The organism is Caballeronia fortuita, from assembly GCF_001544835.2.
Classification (GTDB): domain Bacteria; phylum Pseudomonadota; class Gammaproteobacteria; order Burkholderiales; family Burkholderiaceae; genus Caballeronia; species Caballeronia fortuita.
In genome coordinates, this window is the sequence record NZ_FCNX02000021.1 from 23,985 (window position 1) to 45,163 (window position 21,179).

Consider the following 21,179-nt stretch of genomic DNA (forward strand, 5'->3'; position numbering starts at 1 on the left):
GAGGCAACAAACAGCGCTCAGAACGAAACTCCGGCACGTGACTCGAATCGTTCACGCGCCGGCAAACTGTCTCCACACTCGCGCGGCGTGAAAGTCGGCCGGTTCGCTACCGCTGCATGCACGCGTCGATGCGCCTATGCCGGCTCGCCATGCGCGGCGCGCCAGATCGCATTGACAATGCTTTCGTATCCGGTGCATCGACAGAGATTGCCGCTGATGGCATGTCGAATCTCGTCGTGACTCGGCGATGGATTGCGCTTCAGCAAGTCGGCCGCCGCAATGAGCATGCCGCTCGTGCAAAAGCCGCACTGAAAGCTATTATCCGCGATGAAAGCTTCCTGGAGCTTCTCTATCCCGTCGCAGCCTTCGATGGTTCGAACGTCGTTTCCCGCAATCGACGCGGCCAGTATGAGACAGGATTTTCGTACTTCGCCGTCGAACAGCACGGTGCACGCTCCGCAGTCGCCGGTGAGACAACCGACGCGCGTGCCTTTCGAATCGAGCGTGTCGCGGATCAGTTCCACCAGCAGCAGCCGGGAGTCCGCCAAGGCCGTATGCGGCTGGCCGTTGAGCGTGAGCTTGACTTCGATGTCAGCTTTCATGTCTCTCTTTCCATGAGTAAGTCTCGCAGATGCCTCTTCACCACGCCTGGCACGACGGCGCGCCGATATTCGGCATCGGCCAATTCATCGCTCCACCCTTCTCCGACGAGATCCAGCATGCACGCCGCCGCTCGCTCGATGAGCTCATCGATCTGGCCAGGCGCTGGATCGTCGATAACGAAGTGGCGATAGGCCGGCCGGCGCCCCGCCGCGCCGACTGCAAGCCGCACGCTCGTCTGCTCGCCGCGATGCAGCGAGCAGGCCACCGTGACGATAGGCCAGGAACTGGAACTCGCTTTGTATTTCTGATAACGGCACGCAACGAGAGTCGAGTCCAGTGGCAACAGAATGCCGGCCAGAAACTCGTCGTCGCGTTTCGCGGTACGGAAAGCATCCACGAAAAATTCGTGAGCGGGAATGCATCGCACGCCTTGCGCCGAGCGCAGCTCGAACACAGCCTCGAGTGCGCTAAGACAGCCCGGCGCATCCGAGGACGGGTTCGCGAAGCTCGCCGAGCCGCCTAGCGTGCCCTGATTGACGATGGAAGCCCCACCGGTTATTTGCGCCGCCATTGCCGCGAGAAGCGGTGCATGGCGCGCGACAAGCGGCGAGGCGAGCAGCTTCGCGTAGGTCGCCATTGAACCGACGCGCAGATGTGCTTCTTCAAGCGTAACGTCGTCGAGACCGAGCGAGGCCAGACTCATTACATGCGCGGGAAGCATCAGGTTTGCCGACATCGACGGTATCAGCATCGTGCCGCCGCCGAGTACCGAAACATCGGCGCCGAAGCTGGCGAGCAACGCAGTGGCCTCGTCGAGATTGCGAGGCAGATGGAACTCGAAGCGTCGTCCGATCACGTGCAGCGCTCCATCAGAGATGCCATCACTCGGGAGGGCGTCGCCGGTACATGCTTCACGTATCCGTCACTACCGAGCGCGTCCGCCACGGCATTGCTGACGGCCGCAAGCGCGCCGCCGACGCCCGATTCGCCGGCGCCTTTCATGCCGAGCGGGTGAAACGGGTTGAGCGTGATTCGATGACCGACGCGGATGGGCGGCAGGTCGTTGGCACGCGGCAAGAGGTAGCTCTTGAAGCGATCCGTGATCATCCGATGCTCGCCGTCGAACTTGATTTGTTCCCAGAGCGCGGCGCCGATTCCCATCACGACCGCCCCTCGGAGCTGGGCTTCGACCAGCGCCGGGTTGACCATCGCGCCGCAGTCGTGCACGACGGCATAGTCGAGCAGCTTGCTGTTGCCCGTCGCCATGTCGAGTTGCAGTGCCACGGCGTGGACCGAGTACGAGAAAGTCGGATAGGTGGCGATGCGGCCCTGCGCGTCCGGCTCGACGCGCACGTTCTTCGGCGCGAAACTACGGGTGACTTCGAGCGGCAAAGTCACGCCGGCGGCGACCGTAAACGGCCGCAGATGCACGCCGAGCGCAAGCTCGGCCACTGAAAGCTTCGCGCCGTCGGCTTCGCGCCATGCGTGGCCATCTCGCAGCACGATGCCCTCTGCGTCGCCGCCGAGCATGTTGGCGGCGCACTGCGCAAGCCGCTGGCGAAGCTCCTGTGCTGCGAGAAACGCCGCCGTTCCGCCGTACATGAGCGCACGGCTGCTCGCATTACCGGTGCCCAAGGGCGTCACGTCCGTGTCGCCTTCGATGACACGCACCTGGTCGGTGCGCAAGCCGAGCTCGCCCGCGACCATCTGAGCGATGCCGGTGTCGCTGCCGCTGCCGGGCGAGGTCACGCCGGTGAGAACCTGCACGTCGCCCGAAGGCATGATGCGGACCGTCGACGTCTCGAAGCCATTCGGGAAATTTCCGGGCCGCGCGCCGCCTTCCGGTGTCAGTTCGAATGCGATGCCAATGCCGATACGCCATTCGGACGTCCTTGCGGCATCCGCCTTCGTCCGCCACGCCGGATAGTCGAACATGGTCAGTAACTGCTCCAGGGCGCCGGGATAGTCGCCACTGTCGACGTTCAGGCCGGAAGGCAACAGACGTGGCAACGCTTCTCGCGGCACGAGGTTGCGCCGTCGCAATTCGACCGGATCCATGCCTGTCTCTCGCGCGAGCAGATCGATGGCGCGCTCGAGCACGAGGTTGCCGATCTCCTTGCCGTATCCGCGTATCGCTTGCCACGGCGGCTGATTGGTGATGGCGAGCGAGCATTCGATTTCGCAATTGTCTATCGCATAGACGGTCGGGAATACGGCTGGCGTGACGAGCGCCATGGCCCAGCTATGACCCGCTCCGACGATGCCGACATCGACCAGCATCCGGTCGCGCCAGCCGATCAGTCGGCCCTCCTCATCCGCTGCGATCTCGAACGTGTGATGCTGCGAACGGGAGCCCGCAAGCAGCGTCTCACGCCGCTCCTCGACCCATGCCACCGTGCGCCGTGTGAGCCTGCTGAAGAGCGCGACCAACACTTCCTCCGGATGTCCAGCCATCTTCAACCCGAATGTCCCGCCGATGCGCGGCGCGATCACGCGCACCTGAGTCTCCTTGACGCGCAGCGCGGCGGCGAGCAGCCACCGGCTCGTGTGAGGATTCTGGAATGTGCCCGTCAACGTGTAGCGCTCGCCGCGTGCGTCCCACTCGGCCACATAACAGAGCGTCTCCATCGGCGCGCTCGTGGAGGATCCGATCGTCAGTTCGCCTCGCGCGACATGCGCCGCGCGCGCGAAAGCAGCATCCGCGTCGCCCGAGCGGATGCGATCGCACACCAGCAGGTTCGTGTCCCAGCCGGGCTGAACGATCGGCGCATCGTCGCGCAATGCGTCGCGTGCGCTTGCCGTTGGCGCATGCACCGCGTATTCCACGCGTATCTTCGCGAGCGCCGCTTGCGCATCATGCACCGAGGTCGCAACGAGAGCCGCCAAAGGTTGCCCGAAGTAAGTCGCCTGGCCGAGCGCGAGACAGCGGCTTTGCAAGGGACCGCGCGCGCCTCGCGCGGGCAGGTCCATTGCTGGCGGCATCGCGTCGCTCATGCGCGCCGCCTCTTCGCCGGTGAGTCCCGCGACCACGCCCGGCATCGCAAGCGCCTCGGACAGGTCGATCGAGACGATGGCAGCGCACGCGTAAGGGCTGCGCAGTATGGCGAGCTGAAGCGAACCGGCGGGAATCAGATCGGCGCTATAGTCCACGCGCCCCGACACGAAACGCGCGCCATCCAGCCGTGTCTCGTTCTTTCCGAGCAAGCTTCCCGCGGATGCATCTTCGAAAGGGTGTTCCATGTCTGCAGCATCCGGTCCCGCCTGCGCGGGCGTCATGATTGATTCGTGCATCATTGTTCGACCGGGCGTCCGATCCGCACACACAACATTGCGCATGCGCCAAGCGCCAGCAACGTCGTCATCAGATAGAGCCCGCTGCTAAGCGTGCCGCTCATCGCCTTGAGCCAGCCCATCGCGAACGGACTGAAGAATCCGCCCAGCAAGCCGAGGCTGTTGACGAATCCGATCGCTCCGGCGGCCGCGGGCGACCCGGCGAAGTAGTCCGATGCGAGCGACCAGATCAGCGGTATCGTAACGAATATGGTGGTCGATGCAATCGAGAGCAGTGCCATGATGAAAATCAGGTCTCGCTGTAGAAGCGGAAGCAGCGAGAGCGCGACAGCGCCCACGATCGCCGCGATAGCGCCGTGCCAGCGGCGCTCCAGCAACCGGTCCGAACTGCGGCAGATCAGCACCATTCCAATGGCCGCGATACCGTACGGCAACGCCGAGAGCCAGCCGATGTGCTCCACGCTCGTTGCCCCGGCGTTCTTCAGCACCGTCGGCAGCCAGAAGCTAAGCGCATAGGTGCCGCAGATGAACGTGAAATATGCGAAGCTCATCAGATACACCTTGGGGTCGCCGATCACTTGCCGAAGCCCTCCGGCGTGCAACGTCTCGACGTTCTCGCCTTCATTGCGCAACGCCCGGCGCAAGCTCTCGCGTTCCGGCTCGCTGAGCCACTTCGCGCCTTCTATGCCATCTGACAGTGAGAACCAGGTAACCATTCCCAGCAGCACCGCGGGCGCCGCTTCGACGATGTAGAGCCATTGCCAGCCCGCGAGATTCGCCACGCCGCCGAGATGCGACATCGCCCAGCCCGATACCGGCCCGCCGATCATGCCGGCGATCGGAAAGCCCGTCATGAAGAGGCCGAGAATCTGGCCGCGCCGCTGACGAGGAAACCACAGGCCCAGATAGTAGACGACACCTGGAAAGAAGCCGGCTTCGAAAACGCCAAGCAGAAAGCGCAGCACGTAGAACGCGGTGGGGCTGGACACTGTCGCCATCGCGCATCCGGTAATACCCCACAGCACCATGATGCGCGTGATGGTCTTGCGCGCGCCGATGCGTTGCAGCAGCAGGTTGCTGGGCACTTCGAACAGAAAGTAGCCGATGAAGAAGATACCGGCGCCCAGACCATACACCGCGTCGCTGAACCCCAACGCATCCTGCATCTGCAGCTTGGCGAAACCGACGTTGATGCGATCCAGATAGGCCACTACATAGCACACGATCAGGAGCGGCACGAGCCGAAACGCGACTCTCAGATAAAGCGCGCTTTGCGCGTCGTCCCCGGCCCTCATTTCGGCTGGCGTGTCTGCATCGAAAGCGATTTTGCGGGACATGATGACTCCCTCAACGAAGATGGAGGGAACAGCCGGCGACCGACGGAAAGCAATTCATGAAAGTGTCTCCCTGATGCGTCGACGCTTGCGCTCAGCCAGCGTCTGCTCTTGTTGGACCGTGCCCGGAGGCGGAGGATCGTTCACATCGAAAACTGACTGATTGAACAGTTAGTACGGTAGCGGAGCAGGAAGTGTGCGGTCAATGACGAGAACGATAGGACAAACCCTCGTTGACTGATCGATCAGTCAATCATAATCTTCACGTTGAAGACCTGTCCGGCGACGCGTCGCTTCCAGTCGCGTAGCCGGTGCAAATCCTGGACGTTCATCATGAGGACAGAGCCGTGAGCAATTTCAATGAATACGCAGACAAGTTCGAGACCATCCGCATGACGCGCACCGATGGCGTGCTGGAGATGCACTTTCACACGCATGGAGAGCCACTCGTATGGAACCTGACCGCGCATCGGGAGTTCGAACAGGCGTTTCTCGATGTCGGCCGCGATCGTGAAAACGAAGTCGTCATCATGACGGGCACCGGCGACGCCTTCAGCGGCCCTGCCATCGCGCCCGGCATGCACCAGAACCGCAATTCGATGACGCCCACGATTTACGATCCGATCTACTGGGAGGCGAAGCATCTGCTGATCAACCTGCTAAATATCGAAGCGCCCGTGATCAGCATCATCAACGGGCCGGCGGTGCGGCACTCGGAGATTCCGCTATTGGGCGACATCGTGCTGGCATCGCACACGGCGACGATTCAGGACACCGCGCACTTCCAGGGCGGCATGGTCCCGGGCGACGGCATGCATCTGATCATGCCGCTGCTGATGGGACGCGCGCGCGGTCACTATTTCCTGCTGACGGGTCAGGAGATTTCCGCCGAGAAAGCACTGGAGATGGGTCTCGTCAACGAAGTGTTGCCGCAGGCGGAACTCTTGCCGCGCGCGCGTGAACTCGCCAGACTGATGCTCAAGCAACCCCGGCTCGTGCGACGTTATACGCGCACTTGCCTGAATCAGGAACTGAAGGCGCGCCTGCATGACGTACTGGGGTACGGACTTGCGCTCGAGGGCATCGCCCGAATGAAGGAACCGGCGGCCTGAGGCAGCCACGTCGAACACGCATATTCTTCGAAATCAGGATGAAGGAGGTTACATGACTGTCAACAGCATGACGAGACCCATCGATATGGTGGGTTCGGTCGTCGACGTGATCGACTCGGCACCCGACGTGCTCGGCGAATCGATCATCTGGGATGAAAAGACGCAACTGCTCTGGTGGGTCGACGGGATCGGTCAGGCGATCCATCGACTCGACATATCGAGCGGATCGAAGAAAAGCTGGCCGATGCAGGAAGAGATCGGCAGCATCGGACTGCGTGCCAAAGGTGGATTGATCGTCGGCATGCGTTCGGGCTTTTATTTCTTTTCCCCCGAGACTGGCGAACTGACTGAAATCGCCCGGCCCGACGCCGAGCGGCCCAGGAACCGCTTCAATGACGGAAAGTGCGACAGGTACGGGCGTTACTGGTCCGGCACCGTGGAGGCGGCCGCCTACACGCCGCGCGGGCGCCTGTTCCGGCTCGACCCCGATCTCCAGCCCAAACTGATCATGGAGGGCATCACCTGCATCAACGGCATCAGCTTCAGCCCGGACAACCGTCTGATGTACATGACGGATTCGTTCAGTTGCCAGATCGACGTGTTCGACTACGATTCCGTCGATGGCGCTATCTACAATCGCCGCAAGTTCGCCGATGTGCCGCTCGGGCGCGGCATCTGCGACGGCTCGACAGTCGACGCCGACGGCTGCTTCTGGAGCGCGAACATGGATGGCTGGTGCGTGACGCGCTACGATCCGCGTGGTCGCATCGACATGGTCATCAACCTTCCGGTGCGACGCGTGAGCAGCCTGTGCTTCGGCGGCCCCGATCTGGACACTCTCTTCATCACCACGGCGCGCCGCCGGATGAACGAGAAAGAACTGACGCAGCAGCCGCTTGCCGGCAACGTGCTTGCCGTGCGGCCCGGCGTGAAGGGGCTGCCCGAGCCCGAGTTCCTGGGTTGAGACAGTGCTGCGGACCGGTTGCGCTATACTGATCGATCGATCGAATAGCTTCATGAGGATACGGAGATGAAGGTCCAACGTGGAAAGCCCGTGAAGCCCCCCATCGCGAATCAGGAGCCCGACCGGGCCCAAGGCTCACGTCTCTCGGCCATCCTGAATGCGGCGGAGCGCGCATTCGGCGAGCACGGCTATGCTGGCGCAAGCATGCGGACCATCGCCGAAGGAGCCGGGGTGGCGCAAGCGCTCGTGCATTATCACTATGCAACGAAGGACAAGCTCTATGAAGCGGTCTTCGAACGCCGCTCTGCGGCGATCAATCAATATCGCGGCCGGTTGCTCGACGCTCTGTTCGCGGGTAAGCGGACCGCGACAGTCGAGGACGTGCTGACGATTGCCTTCACGCCACTGTCCGAAATCTTCCACGATGAGGACGCCGATAACCTTGCGTTGTACGTGCAACTGGTGGCGTCTGTCAGTCTGGGCAGTGACGAGCGCTCGCGGCACATCCGCGAAACTTACTATGATCCGATCGCCGAGCGGTTCATCGATGCGCTGCATACGGTCGTGCCGGGCATAGCGCGTGAACAGGCGGTTTGGGCCTATCTGTTTTCCGCCGGGGCGCGGCAGCAAGCGCATGCGATCAACGGTCGTGCAATGCGGCTGGGCGCAAAGGATCGTACGAAGGCGTCAACGGCGCATTATTCGGATCTGGTTCGCTTCGCAGCAGCAGGGGTCCGTGAGCTGGCACGCGCGGGACAGCAGACGGGCAAGCCTCCCAGTAAGTCGGGTGGCCGGGCCGCGAAGTCTTCGACCAGCCGTGCAAAGACACCGCTGAACGGCGCGACTTGATGGCAACGGGTGGCGATCCGCTCGTACACCTGCGATCGTTGAGCAAGACCAGTGCGCCGCAGCACGTCACTGTGCGGCGCACTTCGCACATTCAGCGCATGCCTCCCGAACCGAAGATTGTCTCGCCGGTCACCCAGCGCGCATCGTCCGATGCGAGGTAAGAGACGATCGGCGCAATGTCTCGCACCTGTCCGATGCGGCCAAGAGGTGTCCGGGCCTCGTTCCACGCGTGGAACTCCGAACCGATCGCTCCCGCAGCATGGGTGCCTTCCGTTTCGATCAAACCAGGATTCACTGCATTGACCCTGACTCCGCGTGGGCCGAGTTCCCGCGCGAGCACACCCGTGATCGCGTTAATGGCACCTTTCGTGCCGCTGTAGATAGCACTCTCGGCCGGCAGAACAGCGGTAACGTTCGAACTGATGTTGATTATGCTGCCGCCCTCACGCAGGTACGGCGCTGCCGCACCCGCGACTAATAGCGGACCGAGAACGTTGATGTCGAACTGCATGCGATAGCGCTCTTCCGTGGTCTCTTCTATCTTCGCGAACTGGTAGACGCCGGAGTTGTTCACCACGATATCCAGACGCCCAAAGGAGTCGATGGCCGCTCTTATCAGCGCGTCTACGTCGGCCTTGCTGGTGACATCCGCGCGCACCGCCACCGCCTTTCCACCAGCCGCTTCGATGTCGGCGACGACCTTGTCGGCGCCGCTCCTGCTCGAGGCGTAATTGACGACGACCGTCGCGCCGTCTGCGGCAAGCTGCCGGGCGATACCCGCGCCGATGCCTTTCGAAGCGCCCGTCACGATGGCGACCTTGTCTTTGAGCTTGTTCATGATTGATTTCGGGATGAGCCGAATACGGTGATCAGAGCGGCGAAAAGATCGTGCGCATAACCAAGGGCGAATCCGTAAAGTTATTCACGTCCGCCATGATCCGTTCCATCTCCGGTGAGGCAAGAGCCGCATCGATCGACGCGTGGTCCCGAAATCGATACACCCCGATAGACACCCATCCGTCGCCTTCGCCAGCGGGATAGAACGCGTCAGCCGCCTCGAGGCCATACTGTCCCCAACACTCCATCGCCAACGAAAGGTGCCTGGTCGCGTAGTAGTTCCGGTCGAACCGGGTGGTCTTGTCGCCGGTACATACGACGATCAGCTTGGTCATCACTTTTCCCGATCAGGTAAAGATTGAAGATAAACGCGACGTCAAAAAACGTGCTCGTGGAACTCCGTTGGCCTCCGTTCACGCATTGCCTCATGCCGACTAAAGAGTCGGCGGCCCGACGCTCAGCGCAGCCATCGCCGACCAGTCCCGGTCGCCCATGCCGGCCTCGACCGTCTCAGCCATCCGGCCATGAACCGCTGTCAGCATCGGCAGCACGCGCCCTGCTTCCAGAGCCGCTTCGGATGCCAGGCGCAAATCCTTCAGGCCGAGCGTCGCCTTGAAACCGGGCTCATAGTCCGAATGCATGATCTTCGACGAGTAAACCTGATAAGAGCGGCTGCCGAAGAGCGTGTTCAGAATCACGTCGAAGAAACGCTCGCGCGGCAAGCCGTTCGCTTCCGTCAGCACGACGGCTTCGGCCATCGCCTCGATCGCCATCGTGATCATCATGTTGCAGGCGATCTTCGCGGCGTTCGCCGTCGGCGCTTCGATGCCCATGTCCCAGATCCGTCCGCCGATTACTTCCAGCAACGGACGCGCATGCTCCACGGCATCGGGCGCGCCGCCCGCCAGCACGTTCAGCTCGCCCTTCTCGGCGACATCGGGACGGCCCAGCACGGGCGCCGCGACATAGCGAAGGCCTGCCTGTTCATGCAACGCGACGAGTTCGCGCGAGAAGGCCACCGAGATCGTCGACGTGACGACGTGCACGAGTCCGCGCTTCGCCTGCGCCAGCATGCCGGATGCGATGAGCGACGAGCGGATCGCGTCGTCGTCGGACAGCATCGTGAGCACGGCGTCGCCTTGCAAGGCATCGACCGGCGACGCGACCATCGTCACGCCGTCGACCGAACCGCCCGAGCGATTCCACGCTTTCACGTCATGTCCCGCGCGCGCCAGATTGCGCGCCATGGCGCGTCCCATCGCGCCTAGTCCGATGATCCCTACTTCCATGATGTTCGATCCTGCTCAATTGAGAGATGCGAGCCATTCGAGCACCGGCGCGTGCGCCCAAGGCTCGAATGTGTGCTCATGCGTATCGCCCTTTCATAACGGCATCGCGCGCAGGCGGCGCGGTGCGATATCAGTGAAGCGCGGCAGATCAGCCATCACTTCCGCAGCTTCGGGCGAGGCGAACGCGTTATCGACCGCGGCATCGTCGCGAAATCGACATTCGCAGATCGCCAGCGTCCCGGGCTGCTCCATCGCCGGAAAGAAGGCGGCGACGCTGGTCAGGCCGTATTGCGCCCAGTGACGCATGACCAGGGGCAAGTGAAGATCGACGTAATACGCGCGATCGAAGCGCGCGCCGGGCGCGCCTCCATACGTGACGTAGAGCGTGACGGTGGAATCGTTCGACATCGTGTGCTCCTTCGTTCAGGCGCCGAAGCCGCCGTCGATGGTGTGCATCGCGCCCGTGATGCCGCGCGCGGGCGGCGAGGCGAGATACATGACGAGGCTCGCGACTTCGTGCGCGGTGCCGTGACGACGGATGGCCATCTGGTCGTGCATCGATTGCACGAGCGGACCGTCGGCGGGATTCATGTCGGTATCGGTCGGACCGGGCTGCACCACGTTCACCGTGATGCCGCGCGGGCCGAAGTCGCGCGCAAGACCGCGCGCCATGCCTTGCAGCGCCGACTTGCTCATCGCGTAGGCAGCGAGGCCGTCGAACGGCATGGTGTCGCCATGCACCGAACCGATTGCCACGATGCGTCCGCCCTCCGGCATGCGGCGCGCCGCTTCCACCGATGCGTGATACGCGCCGCGCAGATTCACGTCGATCAGGCGATCGACCGCGTCGGCATCGAGCGCAAGCGGATCGCCGCTCACGAGCACACCCGCGTTATAGACGAACACATCGAGCGGACCGGCAGCCTTGACGGCATCGAGCAGCGCCGTGCGATCGGCGGCATCCGCGTGCACGGCCGCCGCGCCGGTCTTTTCGGCGAGCGCGCGGGCCGCATCGTGCGATCCCGCATACGTGAAGCGGACCTGCGCGCCGGCCTCCGCGAAGGCCGCCACGATGGCCGCGCCGATACCCCGGCTACCGCCGATCACCATCGCTGTCTTGCCGCGCCAGTGCGCGTCGTTCGAAAGCGTCACGTCGTGCTCCTTGAATTAAACTAGTGGTCACTATATATTTGACAAAACGACGGCGCAAGGGAATTTTATAGTGGTCACTAATTTAAAAAACGAAGCGAAGCCTGGCCGCGGCCGTCCTCGGTCGTTCGATCCAGAAACCGCGCTTGCCATCGGCCAGCAGATGTTCCACGCAGCGGATTACGATGCGGTGGGCCTGAGCGCGTTGACGAACGCGCTCGGCGTCACGCCTCCGAGCTTCTATACCGCGTTCGGCAGCAAGGCGGCTTTCTTCGCGAGCGTGCTGGAGCGGTACGCGAGCACTGAACTGGCGCTCGCCGAGATCCTGCGGGAGGGTCGACGGCCGGAAGAGGCGCTGACGGACCTGTTCGTGCGGGCGGCCAGGACTTACTCACAGGACCCCGGCCGGAGAGGCTGCCTGGTGCTCGAAGCGGCTCGTGGTCATGGCAACAGCGAAAGCGCCGTGCTGGCACGACGGGTTGCGGAACGTCGCCGTGCGCAGGTTCGTGAATTCATCGCGCGGACTCATCCTCGCGCGGCAGGCCTCGTGACGGATTACGTTTCGAGCGTCATGTCGGGCCTGTCAGGCAGCGCGCGCGAGGGAATGAGCCAGGCGCGGCTGGTGAAGGTCGCCCGAGCGGCAGGCGAAGGATTGGCACGGTTGCTGGGCTGAGCTGGCGAGTTCGACGTCATTGCTATCGATCTTGCATGACCGGGCTTCGCATCGACGATAACAACCGTGCCGCCGATGCCTCCGCTAACTCACCCCACGATACCCCGTGAGCACCGTCGCGGCGATGATCCGCATATCCAGCCCGAACGACCAGTTCGCGAGATAGTAAAGATCATGCGCGACGCGCGCCTCCATCTTCTCGATCAAATCCGTATCCGCACAGCAGCCATGCACCTGCGCCCAGCCGGTTATGCCCGGCTTGACCCGATAGCGATGCACATAACCCGACGCCGCTTTCAGATACAGATCGTCGTCTTCGAGAGGATTCGGGCGCGGGCCGACCATCGACATGTCGCCACGCAACACGTTCAGGAGCTGCGGCAATCCATCGAGGCTCATGCGGCGCAGCAAGGCACCCACGCGCGTCGCTCCGGCTTCCGAACGCGTCGAGCGGAACTCGTAGAGGGTAAAAACGCGGCCGTCCGGACCTCTGTGCCGCCGTCCATCGAGGATAGGACCGCGCGATTCGAGTTTCATCGCAACTGCGATTGCGATCAGGAACGGCGCGAGCGAGAGCAGGGCGAGCAATGCGAAAATGCGATCGAAGAGTTCCTTCTCCAGCCGCGCCCCTCGCGAAAACGGCGAGGCGATGAGATCGATCGCCGGAACGCCGAGCGTTTCGCTCACGCCGCTTTGACGAAGCGTCAGGCCGTGCATGTCGGGGATATAGCGCACGTTGACCAGGTCTTCGCGGAACGCGTTCACGAAGCGCTGGAGATTGTTGTTTTGCGACATCGGTAGCGCAAGCCATACCTCCTTCGCGTCCTGCTCGCGCACTTCGGTCACGAACGCGTCTAGATCGTCGAAAACGGGCACGCGGGATTCGATATGCAAACCCGGCGACGCGTTGAACAGCGCGATCGCACGAAAGCCCGGATGACTCGTCCGCTCGATACTCTGCATGACGGTTTCGCAATGCCTGCCACAGCCGACGATCGCCACGCGTTGCGATTTCACGTCGGCTCGTCCCATGCGCGCGAACACTGCTTGCGCGACGACGCGTCCCACGATGATCTGCGCGCCCGAGATCGCGGTCCAGCACATGAACCATGCGCGCGACGTCTGATCGAGCGGATGCAGCGAAAACATCAGCGCGAACACGCAGGCCTGCACGGCCAGCCACGCGAACGACACGCGGCTCGCGAGCAAGAGCTTGCTCGATCCGAGCCGCGATTCATATACGCCGAGCCCTGGAAAGAGCAGAAGCGTCGACGCGACAGCGAACGCAACGAACGGCATGTAGCTGCTCGCCTCGGCCATGAACTCGACCTTGATCCGCGATGCGATGACCGCGCCCGACGCCACCATGGCGACATCGAAAAGCCGCGGCAAAAGACCCTCGCTATTGCACATGTCATGTCCCCTGCTCTGATTGCCAACTCGAATACGTCCTGCGCGACGCTCAGGCGCGACCGTAACAATCGTCGAGGCGCACGATGTCGTCCTCACCGAGATAGGCGCCCGATTGAACCTCGATGATCTCGAGTTCCACCTTGCCGGGATTTTCCAGCCGGTGCCGTACGCCAAGCGGAATGAACGTCGATTGATTCTCGGAGAGCAGAAACTTCTCGTCGCCACGCGTCACATATGCCGTGCCGCGCACGACGACCCAATGTTCCGCTCGATGATGATGCATCTGCAACGAAAGCTGCCCGCCCGGTTTGACGACGATGCGCTTCACCTGATAGCGCGCACCGTGCTCGATCGAATCGTAGTAACCCCACGGGCGACGCACCTTGCGATGCATCTCGGCCTCTGGCGCATGCTCTTCGCGGATGCGCGCGACGAGCCGCTTGATGTCCTGCGCGTGCGAACGATCCGCAACGAGCACGGCGTCGTCCGTATCGATGACGACGATGTTGGCCGTGCCGACGCACGCAACGAGCCGCCCTCCTTCAGAACGTGCATAGCTCGACGTCGCGCCTTCGAACACGACGCGTCCGCTCGCCACGTTGCCGAGCGTGTCTTTTTCCATCGCTTCCCATACCGCGTCCCATGACCCGAGATCCGACCATCCCGCACACAGCGGCACGACCGCGCCTTCGCATGGCGAACCGGCGGCGCCGATGTGCTCCATCACCGTGTAATCGATGGAGTCGGAAGGCACGCGCGCGAAGCGATTCGGGCACGGCCGGATGAGATGACCGTCCACCTTGCCTTCTTCGAATGCTGCAGTGCATGCCGCGTGCATGTCGCCGTTGAGATGACGCAACGCGTCGAGCCACACGCTCGCACGCACGATGAAGATCCCGCTGTTCCACCAGTAGCGTTGCGCGGCGACGTATTGCGCGGCGAGTTCCGCGGCGGGCTTCTCCACGAAGCGCTCGATGCGATGAGCGCCATCATCGAGCGGCTCGCCGATGCGGATATAGCCGAAGCCGGTATCGGGGCGCGTCGGCGGAACACCGAGCGTGACGATCATGCCGCGCTGCGCGTAACCGGCGGCGATGTCGATTGCTGCGTGCAGCGCCTGCAGGTCCGCGATCGAATGATCGGACGGCATCGCCACCATGATCGCGTCGGCGTCGGCGTCGGCGTCGGCGGCGATAGCGAGCGCGGCGAGCGTGAGCGCCGGCGCCGTGTCCCGCCGTGCCGGCTCGACGATGATTCTTGCCCCGACGCCGCACAGCCGCACCTGCTCTTCCGTCGCAAAGCGATGCTCTTCGCCGCACACGATCAAGGGCTGGGCATCGACTTCGAAAGCGCCGGTGAATCCCTCCATCCGCGCGACCGTGGCCTGCAATAACGAGTCGCTCCCGACTACGCCGATCAACTGCTTCGGGAACTGCTCCCGCGACATCGGCCATAGCCGCGTGCCCGATCCGCCCGCGAGAATCACCGGAACGATGCGATGGCACGACGTCCTTGCGCGCGTCATCACGATGGCATCTTCAGAACTCACTGCGTTTTCCATGACTGTGCTCCGTGGTTTTCACACGCATGCTATGCAGGCGACGAACCGAAGGGCGAATCGTCCAGGGTCAGTCTGTCCTCGCACGGCCGGCCGCACGTCTTGCAAAGCACGGCCAGATACTCCGTCTGGAGCGTGTCCCACATGACGTCATCGAGCGGTTCCGACAGCGTTGCCAGATAAGCATGGTGAATTTCGGTCCTGTCCACACGTGTACGACAGATAGAACAATTCGCCATCCGGTCTGCGCCGGGATGAGTGACCGGTATCCTTTCGCGGGCCATCACCCGATCCACACTGGATTCGAGGCAAGCGCGGGAGCAGTAACACTCGAGACCGCGCAGATTCAGGCTCTCGACGTACGGCACCCTCTCTTCGAAGTGCAAGCGACATCGCTCGTGAACGATCTCGTACACGCCACCGCGGAATGTCCTGCGGCAACGAAAGCACTCGAACCGGTCTGACGGCATGGTTTCCACGGCGAATCCTTATTGATTAGGTTCCCTTACTGCTCCGGCGGATCGACAATGCCATGCCGCAAGCCAGTTATTGCGTCTCTGGCTTCAGTTAGTTCGAAATGCCCTGATTGCTGCGCAGGACGCTGACGCTGCTTCGCGCGCCATGATCCTCTTTTCTGTAAACGCCGCTGCCGAACGTATTTCCCTGAATCGTGAAGTAACTCGTCTTCGTGGGATTCGTGCTCCAGCTATCGGTCACGAGGTCGATCGGAAAACCGCTCGTCTGATTGTCCACAACCTGGAATTGCGAGTCCGAAGCGGGATCGTCCGACCAGAGATAGAGCGCCACCGAATCGGGCGGCTGCGTTGCCTTCGATTCGACGATGTTCCGTGCCGCTACGCCGAGCCCGTTGCCATAGAGCGATCCGATCTCGATCGCGTTCATCGGGTCGGCCGCGGCGCGTGTGAAGACGAGCCGGTTATCCGCGACGGTCACGGAGCGGAGCGTGTTGTCGCTGAAATCGATTCGTGTGTCCGTCAACTGGTTGTTGCTGAACTCGAGCGTGTCCACGCTGCCGTAAGCCGTGTCGATGACGCCGATCGTCTGATCGGTGATGAAGGTGTTTCCATTGATCGTAATGGAGCGGTTGCTCGTGGCCTGCGATGCGTTGTACACGCGCAAGTGCGGATAGTCCGCGCGACTCTGGCGCGATGTGTTGCCGACGATGGAAACGTCCACGTTCCACCAGAAACACGCGAAGTTCCCGTTGACGCAATTGCTCACGGTGTTCTGACTGGCACTGCTGTTCGTGCAGCCTTCGAAATCGATGCCGACATCCGATGCACTGTCGATATTGCAGCCGGCGATCTTCACGTTGGACCCCATCGAGCCCCACACGCCGGCTGTGCAATTCGAAACCTGGACGTTGGTGATCGTTCCGTCCGCGCATTTGCGGGCGTTGGTCAGCGCGCCGTTGACATTGGGATCGGAATCGCCGCCCCACCATTGCACGCCGAAAGGTGTGTTCGTGAATTTGCAGTCCGTCACCGACCATCCGACGCAGAAGGCAAACAGCGCGGCCGCCCGTGGTTCGTCGCTGTTGGCGATATTCGTCGCGCTACAGCCCGTGACGTGCACGTCCGAACTGACGTTGGACGTGCCGCTCGCCAGGTCGCTCGACACGCTGGCGTAAGTTTGACCATCGGACGGGTTGAACATGGCGAGCGCCATTCGATCGGCGCTTATCTGCTCGACATTGACATTGACCACGCGTACGCCGGAGAACACGTATCCGCCTGCCGAACCGCTGGTATCGACGGCCGAAAAACCTTGTAGCCGAATCGCACTGGAATTCGCGGCGCGAAACATGGCGAAGCGGTCGGACGGATTTTCGCGTGTCCAGGTAAGCACCGTTTCCGTTCCGGCGCCCTGGACTTCAGTGTTGCTTCGCACGGACAGCGTATCGCTTATGCGGAACTTTCCTGCGGGCAAGCGGACTTTCGTACTAGCGTCGAGCGCCGCCTGGATCGCGCATCCGTCGATCTCGGAGTCGAGTCTCGTGACGAACGGATAAACGGCTTGCGCCTGTTCCAGCGTCGCATAGCGCGCCGACAGCGGATGCGCAGCGCCGTCGGCGATTGCGCCGAGTTGCGTGGGATCGACCCAGCCGTCCGAGGAACTCACCTGGGCGGCAGCGCGCTCCGAGCCAGAAACGGCGGCAATGACGGCTGCCGCCCCGGACCGAGCCAGGGTGAACAACGTATCGCGCTTACGCTTGTCCATGCTGCTCCCGCATCGAACGAGATCGAGTCTTCAATCAGACGTAAAACCGCAACAACAACGAACGCCCCATGTTTCGCAATGCGGGCGACATGGCCAGCGACCACGTTACATCGGCAAGAATCAGCAGCGCACCCACGATGTAAGTCATCAACGTGTTCTCGAAAGAACTGGTCAGCCACAGACAAGCGATCAGGAAGGTGATGTGCGCGGACATGCCTCGCAGCGTCGAGCGCAATGGAGTACGCGCGAGACGCAACAGGACCACGTAATCGAGCGACACTCTCAAGACGTTCGCCACTGCCGCGCCCATCAGACCGAACTGATGAATGGCCATAAAGAGAACGGTCACATAAACCGGAAGCTGAAGGACGCAGGCCCGTGCCGCCTTTCCCACGCTGACGTGCGACTGCACGAGCAGGCGCACGACGTCCGCCTGTCCCGCGATCCACATCGTGATGATCAGGACTCGCGCGAACGGCGTCGCCACTGACGCTACTTCGTTACCCACCCAGACATGAAGGAAAGGCCCGACCGCGAGCATCGCCAGCAACACGATCGGCGTGAGCACTGCTGCGAGAAACTGACTCGACTCTTTCATGAGCACGGCGGCGGATGCGGTATCGACGGCCGATAGCCGCGGAAACAATACCCGCTCCACCGCGAAGGCCAGAATGTTCAGGCGCGTCACGAGATTCTTCGGAACTGAATAGAGCGCGACGAGCCGCGCGCCCAACGTCGACGCGATCAACACGCGGTCGATCGACTCCGAGACCATCGACGTCACCGTGCCGACGAACATCCATCCTCCGAAACCGAACAGGCTCTTCACGACGTCGCGTCGCGGTCCGTTGACGCGCGAGACGCCCAGCACGCGCATCGACTGCCATGCAAGCTGCACGGCGGTCAGAAGCCGCATGAGAATGGCGGCGGCCAGCACGTGTTGAAGCGCCGGACCGATGGCGAATGCAACGCCCAGCGGGACCAATTGAAACAGCATCGTTCCGATCGTCTGCGTCGTGTTGAAAATGCCGAATCGCTCGGCGCCCGTCAGTGCCGCACCGAAGGCGCAACTCACATTCGCCACCGGCACCGCGAGTGCAAGCCACGGCAGCCCCATAAGTACTTCTTGCCGCAAGCCATTTGCAGTGTTCATCCAGAAGGACACGTAAAAGAGCCCGCACGCATAGACCGCAGCCCCGATCAATACGCCGATCGTCAGGTTAGCCCAGACGACGCTCCAAAGGACTTCCGCGCAACTGCGCGAATCGCCCGTCGAGTGCGCCTTGCTGATCCTGTTTTGCGCGGCCATGCTCATCGTGAAACCCAGAATGCCGAAGTAATCGATCAAGACCCACAGCAACGCCACGACGCCATAGCGCTCGAGCCCCAGCGCGTGAATATAGGCGGGCACCGTAGCGAGCGAGACGAACGCCGGTACGATAAGCCCCGCGAAATTGATGACGATGTTCTTGACGATGACTTTGTCCATGACGTACGTTCGGCTGTCAGTTATTGGTTTTCCGCCGGTCTCGTGAAGGGTGACATCGAATCGAATCCCGACAAACGACCGCCTGCTAGCTCCTCGCCTCTGCACGATCATTCAATTCCGCAAGCACTGCCTCGATCTTCCTTGCGACGTCTTCCCATTTGAAATCGCGCGCCCGAACGATGCCCTTTTCGCCCATGACGCGGCGCAATGCATCATTGCCCGAAAGTCGCCGGATAGCCTGCGCGATCTGTTCCGACGACGACGGGTCGACCATGATCGCCACGTCTCGGCCAATCTCCGGCATCGCAGTGCAATTCGAAGTTATGACAGGCGTACCGCACGCCATGCTCTCCACGATCGGCAAGCCGAATCCCTCATACAGGGAAGGAAAGATCAACGCTTGCGCACCGCGATACAGCGCGGCAAGTTCCTCCTCCGATAGCCGTCCCAAGAATCTGATTCGATCATGGGCCTTGCGCTCTTCGACATGCGACAGTATTGCAGCGGAAGGACGTCCAAGGAAAAGCAGTTTCACGCGATCTCCGAGATCGGCTGCAATGAAACCGTCGATCGTTTTCTCGTTGTTCTTGTGGCCTTTCCCGTTCGATATCCCAAGGAAATAAGTCTCGCCGTCTTCCAGCTCGAAGACCGGACCATCTTTTTTGAACGCATCGGATACGCCGTTGCCCACGACTCTGATCTTCGCCGGGACAATGCCCGTGAATTCCGCGAGTCTTCTCTTGGAGAACTCGGAGACAGTCAACACCGCGCTGGCGCGTCGGCATACCGTTCTCAGAATCAACTCGCAGTAGAGCTTCTTCAGGAACCAGAAGGAGCACGGCACATCGACGTGAATCAAATCATGCACGACCAGCACGCCGCGTCCGCGGTAGAACAAAGGGTAGCTATAGCCCGGAGAGAAAAAGATGGTCTTCGTTCTGGATGTCAGCTTCACGCTGAGATAGAGCCAGTCGAAAGGAGATGCCGGATTGCCGCGAAGCTCGGCTTGCGTGAGCCGAAGACAGTCCGACACTTCCGTCGCGAAGCGGCCGATTCCGTGCATGCCCTTCCAGCGTCCGTCGAAGATCACGCCTTCCATGTCTCTTCCTCGCTTACATCCGGCACCCGGGACTCGACCGCTCTCTGTGAATCAATCTCCGCGTGAAGCGATGAGATCCGCATTCAGACGAACATATCTGTCGACCCAGCCTCCGATGTTCGAGTAATCGCCCGCCGATTCCTTGACAGCGCATCGCATGCGGTCGAGATCCTCTTCGCCTTGCAGGAAGCGGGTCATGATCTTGTTGAGCTCGCCCTGATTTCCGGGTTCGAAGAGGCGTCCATTGCATCCATCGCTGATCATTTCCGGAATCCCGCCTCGCTTCGCGCCGATAACCGGCAAGCCGAAGCCGAACGCTTCGGGTATGACCGTCGGAAGCGTGTCCTGACAAAGGCTTGGCACGATCAAGGTATCTACGTGCGGAAAGAAGTCCGCCGGCTTCTGATAGCCGAGAAAGCGAATTCGCGAAGTCGAGCAACGGCTCTTCAACTCTGCCTCGTATTGCGATTGCCCTCGTCCGGCGATCCACAGTTCCGCGTTCGTATCGCCGAGCGACTGGAATTCATCGATCAGGACGCCCACGCCCTTGACCGGACTAATGCTGCCGATATAACCGAACACGAACTTGTGCTCCTCGTTCGGAATCTTTGGACTCCGCTCGGTAGCGCCGAAATCGAGGTTCCGCACGTTGTGGATGGTCACGCGACGTTTCGCTCGCGCGAAATAACCTGCTGAAAGATGACGATCGAGCACGAACTGACTGACGCCGACCACCGCATCCGCGTTATTCGATATCGACCTGTGCGCGACGCGAAGCACCTTGCAACTGATGCACTGCGTCTCGCAGTTGCGCTCGTTGCGGCACATGTTGGAGTTCGGGCACATGAAGTTCGCGCTGTGCAGCACCTGCACCGTCGGAATGCCGAGCGACTTGCCGACCGCGAGCACGCCTGCCGACCATCCTTCGACGACATGCACGTTCATCACATCGGGGCGTTCCTCTTTCAATATGTCTTTCGCAATCGATAACATGCGCAGATTCACCGAATCCATCGCGTGCCAGATCATCTTCTTCCATAGCTTTCGGGGCGCCTTGCTTCCGTGCCAGTAGATGTTCTTGATCGGCACGCGAATCACGGATACGCCATTCACCATATCGCGCTCGATGTCTCCACTTTCTTTCGTGGTCAGCACCAGCACATCGTGGCCACGGTCACGAACGCCTTCGGCCAGCGTCTGCAAGACGATTTCCGCTCCGCCGATGATCGCCGGTGGATAGAGCCCGCTAACGAAAGCTATCTTCATGTCGGCCGCCTG

19 protein-coding genes are annotated in these 21,179 nt (G+C 61.7%); 4 read left to right on the forward strand and 15 right to left on the reverse strand.

The annotated features are described in order from the left end of the window. Positions 1 to 134: 134 nt before the first annotated feature. From AWB77_RS30135 to AWB77_RS30150, 4 genes are read right to left on the reverse strand one after another with little or no spacing between them, the layout of a single operon-like run. Entirely contained in the window at positions 135 to 602 is a 468-nt protein-coding gene (locus AWB77_RS30135) for a (2Fe-2S)-binding protein (protein ID WP_061138146.1), read from the reverse strand. Then, entirely contained in the window at positions 599 to 1,459 is an 861-nt protein-coding gene (locus AWB77_RS30140) for an FAD binding domain-containing protein (protein WP_061138147.1), read from the reverse strand. The genes AWB77_RS30135 and AWB77_RS30140 overlap by 4 nt, the downstream gene beginning before the upstream one ends. Continuing rightward, a complete protein-coding gene (locus AWB77_RS30145; protein ID WP_061138214.1) occupies positions 1,456 to 3,843 on the reverse strand; it encodes a xanthine dehydrogenase family protein molybdopterin-binding subunit in 2,388 nt (795 codons plus the stop codon). Before AWB77_RS30145 ends, AWB77_RS30140 begins: the two co-directional genes overlap by 4 nt. Before the next feature lie 50 nt (positions 3,844 to 3,893). Further along, positions 3,894 to 5,231: an MFS transporter gene (locus AWB77_RS30150; protein WP_061138148.1), complete on the reverse strand. Its 1,338-nt coding sequence runs from the start codon at positions 5,229 to 5,231 to the stop codon at positions 3,894 to 3,896. Between the two features lie 344 nt (positions 5,232 to 5,575). Between AWB77_RS30150 and AWB77_RS30155 the strand changes: the two genes are divergently transcribed. The 3 genes from AWB77_RS30155 to AWB77_RS30165 all read left to right on the forward strand — a co-directional run bounded on the left by AWB77_RS30155 (position 5,576) and on the right by AWB77_RS30165 (position 8,153). After that, entirely contained in the window at positions 5,576 to 6,340 is a 765-nt protein-coding gene (locus AWB77_RS30155) for an enoyl-CoA hydratase/isomerase family protein (protein WP_061138149.1), read from the forward strand. Positions 6,341 to 6,392: 52 nt separating this feature from the next. Then, positions 6,393 to 7,304 (forward strand): SMP-30/gluconolactonase/LRE family protein, encoded by a 912-nt coding sequence (locus tag AWB77_RS30160; RefSeq protein ID WP_061138150.1) that lies wholly within the window; start codon positions 6,393 to 6,395, stop codon positions 7,302 to 7,304. 66 nt (positions 7,305 to 7,370) lie between these two features. After that, positions 7,371 to 8,153 carry a TetR/AcrR family transcriptional regulator gene (locus tag AWB77_RS30165; protein WP_061138151.1) on the forward strand — a complete coding sequence of 261 codons (783 nt, stop codon included), beginning with the start codon at positions 7,371 to 7,373 and terminating at the stop codon, positions 8,151 to 8,153. Between the two features lie 91 nt (positions 8,154 to 8,244). Here the strand turns inward: AWB77_RS30165 and AWB77_RS30170 are convergent, their stop codons facing one another. The 5 genes from AWB77_RS30170 to bdcA all read right to left on the reverse strand — a co-directional run bounded on the left by AWB77_RS30170 (position 8,245) and on the right by bdcA (position 11,431). Then, positions 8,245 to 8,991, reverse strand: a complete 747-nt coding sequence (locus tag AWB77_RS30170) for a glucose 1-dehydrogenase (protein ID WP_061138152.1) — start codon at positions 8,989 to 8,991, stop codon at positions 8,245 to 8,247. A 31-nt stretch (positions 8,992 to 9,022) separates the two neighbouring features. Further along, on the reverse strand, positions 9,023 to 9,325 hold the full coding sequence (locus AWB77_RS30175) for an EthD family reductase (protein ID WP_063936580.1): 303 nt from the start codon (positions 9,323 to 9,325) through the stop codon (positions 9,023 to 9,025). A gap of 99 nt (positions 9,326 to 9,424) precedes the next feature. Then, positions 9,425 to 10,279, reverse strand: coding sequence for an NAD(P)-dependent oxidoreductase (locus AWB77_RS30180; protein ID WP_061138153.1), 855 nt, complete (start codon positions 10,277 to 10,279; stop codon positions 9,425 to 9,427). A gap of 93 nt (positions 10,280 to 10,372) precedes the next feature. Beyond that, the gene (locus AWB77_RS30185; RefSeq protein ID WP_061138154.1) at positions 10,373 to 10,687 is read right to left on the reverse strand and encodes an EthD family reductase; all 315 of its coding nucleotides are present in this window, start codon (positions 10,685 to 10,687) and stop codon (positions 10,373 to 10,375) included. A gap of 15 nt (positions 10,688 to 10,702) precedes the next feature. Next, the gene (bdcA, locus tag AWB77_RS30190; protein WP_208601585.1) at positions 10,703 to 11,431 is read right to left on the reverse strand and encodes an SDR family oxidoreductase; all 729 of its coding nucleotides are present in this window, start codon (positions 11,429 to 11,431) and stop codon (positions 10,703 to 10,705) included. 70 nt (positions 11,432 to 11,501) lie between these two features. Between bdcA and AWB77_RS30195 the strand changes: the two genes are divergently transcribed. Continuing rightward, on the forward strand, positions 11,502 to 12,101 hold the full coding sequence (locus AWB77_RS30195; RefSeq protein ID WP_063936581.1) for a TetR/AcrR family transcriptional regulator: 600 nt from the start codon (positions 11,502 to 11,504) through the stop codon (positions 12,099 to 12,101). An 84-nt stretch (positions 12,102 to 12,185) separates the two neighbouring features. On the opposite strand, the gene AWB77_RS30200 is transcribed toward AWB77_RS30195, so the two are convergent. The 6 genes from AWB77_RS30200 to AWB77_RS30230 form a co-directional block, all read right to left on the reverse strand. After that, positions 12,186 to 13,514, reverse strand: coding sequence for an exopolysaccharide biosynthesis polyprenyl glycosylphosphotransferase (locus AWB77_RS30200; RefSeq protein WP_061138156.1), 1,329 nt, complete (start codon positions 13,512 to 13,514; stop codon positions 12,186 to 12,188). 49 nt (positions 13,515 to 13,563) lie between these two features. Further along, positions 13,564 to 15,039, reverse strand: a complete 1,476-nt coding sequence (locus AWB77_RS30205) for a mannose-1-phosphate guanylyltransferase/mannose-6-phosphate isomerase (protein ID WP_061138217.1) — start codon at positions 15,037 to 15,039, stop codon at positions 13,564 to 13,566. A gap of 600 nt (positions 15,040 to 15,639) precedes the next feature. Further along, positions 15,640 to 17,313, reverse strand: coding sequence for a right-handed parallel beta-helix repeat-containing protein (locus tag AWB77_RS30215; protein ID WP_061138158.1), 1,674 nt, complete (start codon positions 17,311 to 17,313; stop codon positions 15,640 to 15,642). 34 nt (positions 17,314 to 17,347) lie between these two features. Further along, positions 17,348 to 18,802: an oligosaccharide flippase family protein gene (locus AWB77_RS30220; protein ID WP_061138159.1), complete on the reverse strand. Its 1,455-nt coding sequence runs from the start codon at positions 18,800 to 18,802 to the stop codon at positions 17,348 to 17,350. An 85-nt stretch (positions 18,803 to 18,887) separates the two neighbouring features. Beyond that, the gene (locus AWB77_RS30225) at positions 18,888 to 19,901 is read right to left on the reverse strand and encodes a glycosyltransferase family 4 protein (protein ID WP_061138160.1); all 1,014 of its coding nucleotides are present in this window, start codon (positions 19,899 to 19,901) and stop codon (positions 18,888 to 18,890) included. Positions 19,902 to 19,952: 51 nt separating this feature from the next. Then, the gene (locus AWB77_RS30230; RefSeq protein ID WP_061138161.1) at positions 19,953 to 21,167 is read right to left on the reverse strand and encodes a glycosyltransferase family 4 protein; all 1,215 of its coding nucleotides are present in this window, start codon (positions 21,165 to 21,167) and stop codon (positions 19,953 to 19,955) included. Positions 21,168 to 21,179 lie beyond the last annotated feature (12 nt).

Coding starts and splice junctions, on each gene's coding strand:
- AWB77_RS30135 (WP_061138146.1), bottom strand. CDS start 602: ATGAAAGCTGACATCGAAGTCAAGCTCACGCTCAACGGCCAGCCGCAT.
- AWB77_RS30145 (WP_061138214.1), bottom strand. CDS start 3,843: ATGGAACACCCTTTCGAAGATGCATCCGCGGGAAGCTTGCTCGGAAAG.
- AWB77_RS30150 (WP_061138148.1), bottom strand. CDS start 5,231: ATGTCCCGCAAAATCGCTTTCGATGCAGACACGCCAGCCGAAATGAGG.
- AWB77_RS30160 (WP_061138150.1), top strand. CDS start 6,393: ATGACTGTCAACAGCATGACGAGACCCATCGATATGGTGGGTTCGGTC.
- AWB77_RS30165 (WP_061138151.1), top strand. CDS start 7,371: ATGAAGGTCCAACGTGGAAAGCCCGTGAAGCCCCCCATCGCGAATCAG.
- AWB77_RS30170 (WP_061138152.1), bottom strand. CDS start 8,991: ATGAACAAGCTCAAAGACAAGGTCGCCATCGTGACGGGCGCTTCGAAA.
- AWB77_RS30175 (WP_063936580.1), bottom strand. CDS start 9,325: ATGACCAAGCTGATCGTCGTATGTACCGGCGACAAGACCACCCGGTTC.
- AWB77_RS30180 (WP_061138153.1), bottom strand. CDS start 10,279: ATGGAAGTAGGGATCATCGGACTAGGCGCGATGGGACGCGCCATGGCG.
- AWB77_RS30185 (WP_061138154.1), bottom strand. CDS start 10,687: ATGTCGAACGATTCCACCGTCACGCTCTACGTCACGTATGGAGGCGCG.
- AWB77_RS30200 (WP_061138156.1), bottom strand. CDS start 13,514: ATGTGCAATAGCGAGGGTCTTTTGCCGCGGCTTTTCGATGTCGCCATG.
- AWB77_RS30205 (WP_061138217.1), bottom strand. CDS start 15,039: ATGACGCGCGCAAGGACGTCGTGCCATCGCATCGTTCCGGTGATTCTC.
- AWB77_RS30215 (WP_061138158.1), bottom strand. CDS start 17,313: ATGGACAAGCGTAAGCGCGATACGTTGTTCACCCTGGCTCGGTCCGGG.
- AWB77_RS30220 (WP_061138159.1), bottom strand. CDS start 18,802: ATGGACAAAGTCATCGTCAAGAACATCGTCATCAATTTCGCGGGGCTT.
- AWB77_RS30225 (WP_061138160.1), bottom strand. CDS start 19,901: ATGGAAGGCGTGATCTTCGACGGACGCTGGAAGGGCATGCACGGAATC.
- AWB77_RS30230 (WP_061138161.1), bottom strand. CDS start 21,167: ATGAAGATAGCTTTCGTTAGCGGGCTCTATCCACCGGCGATCATCGGC.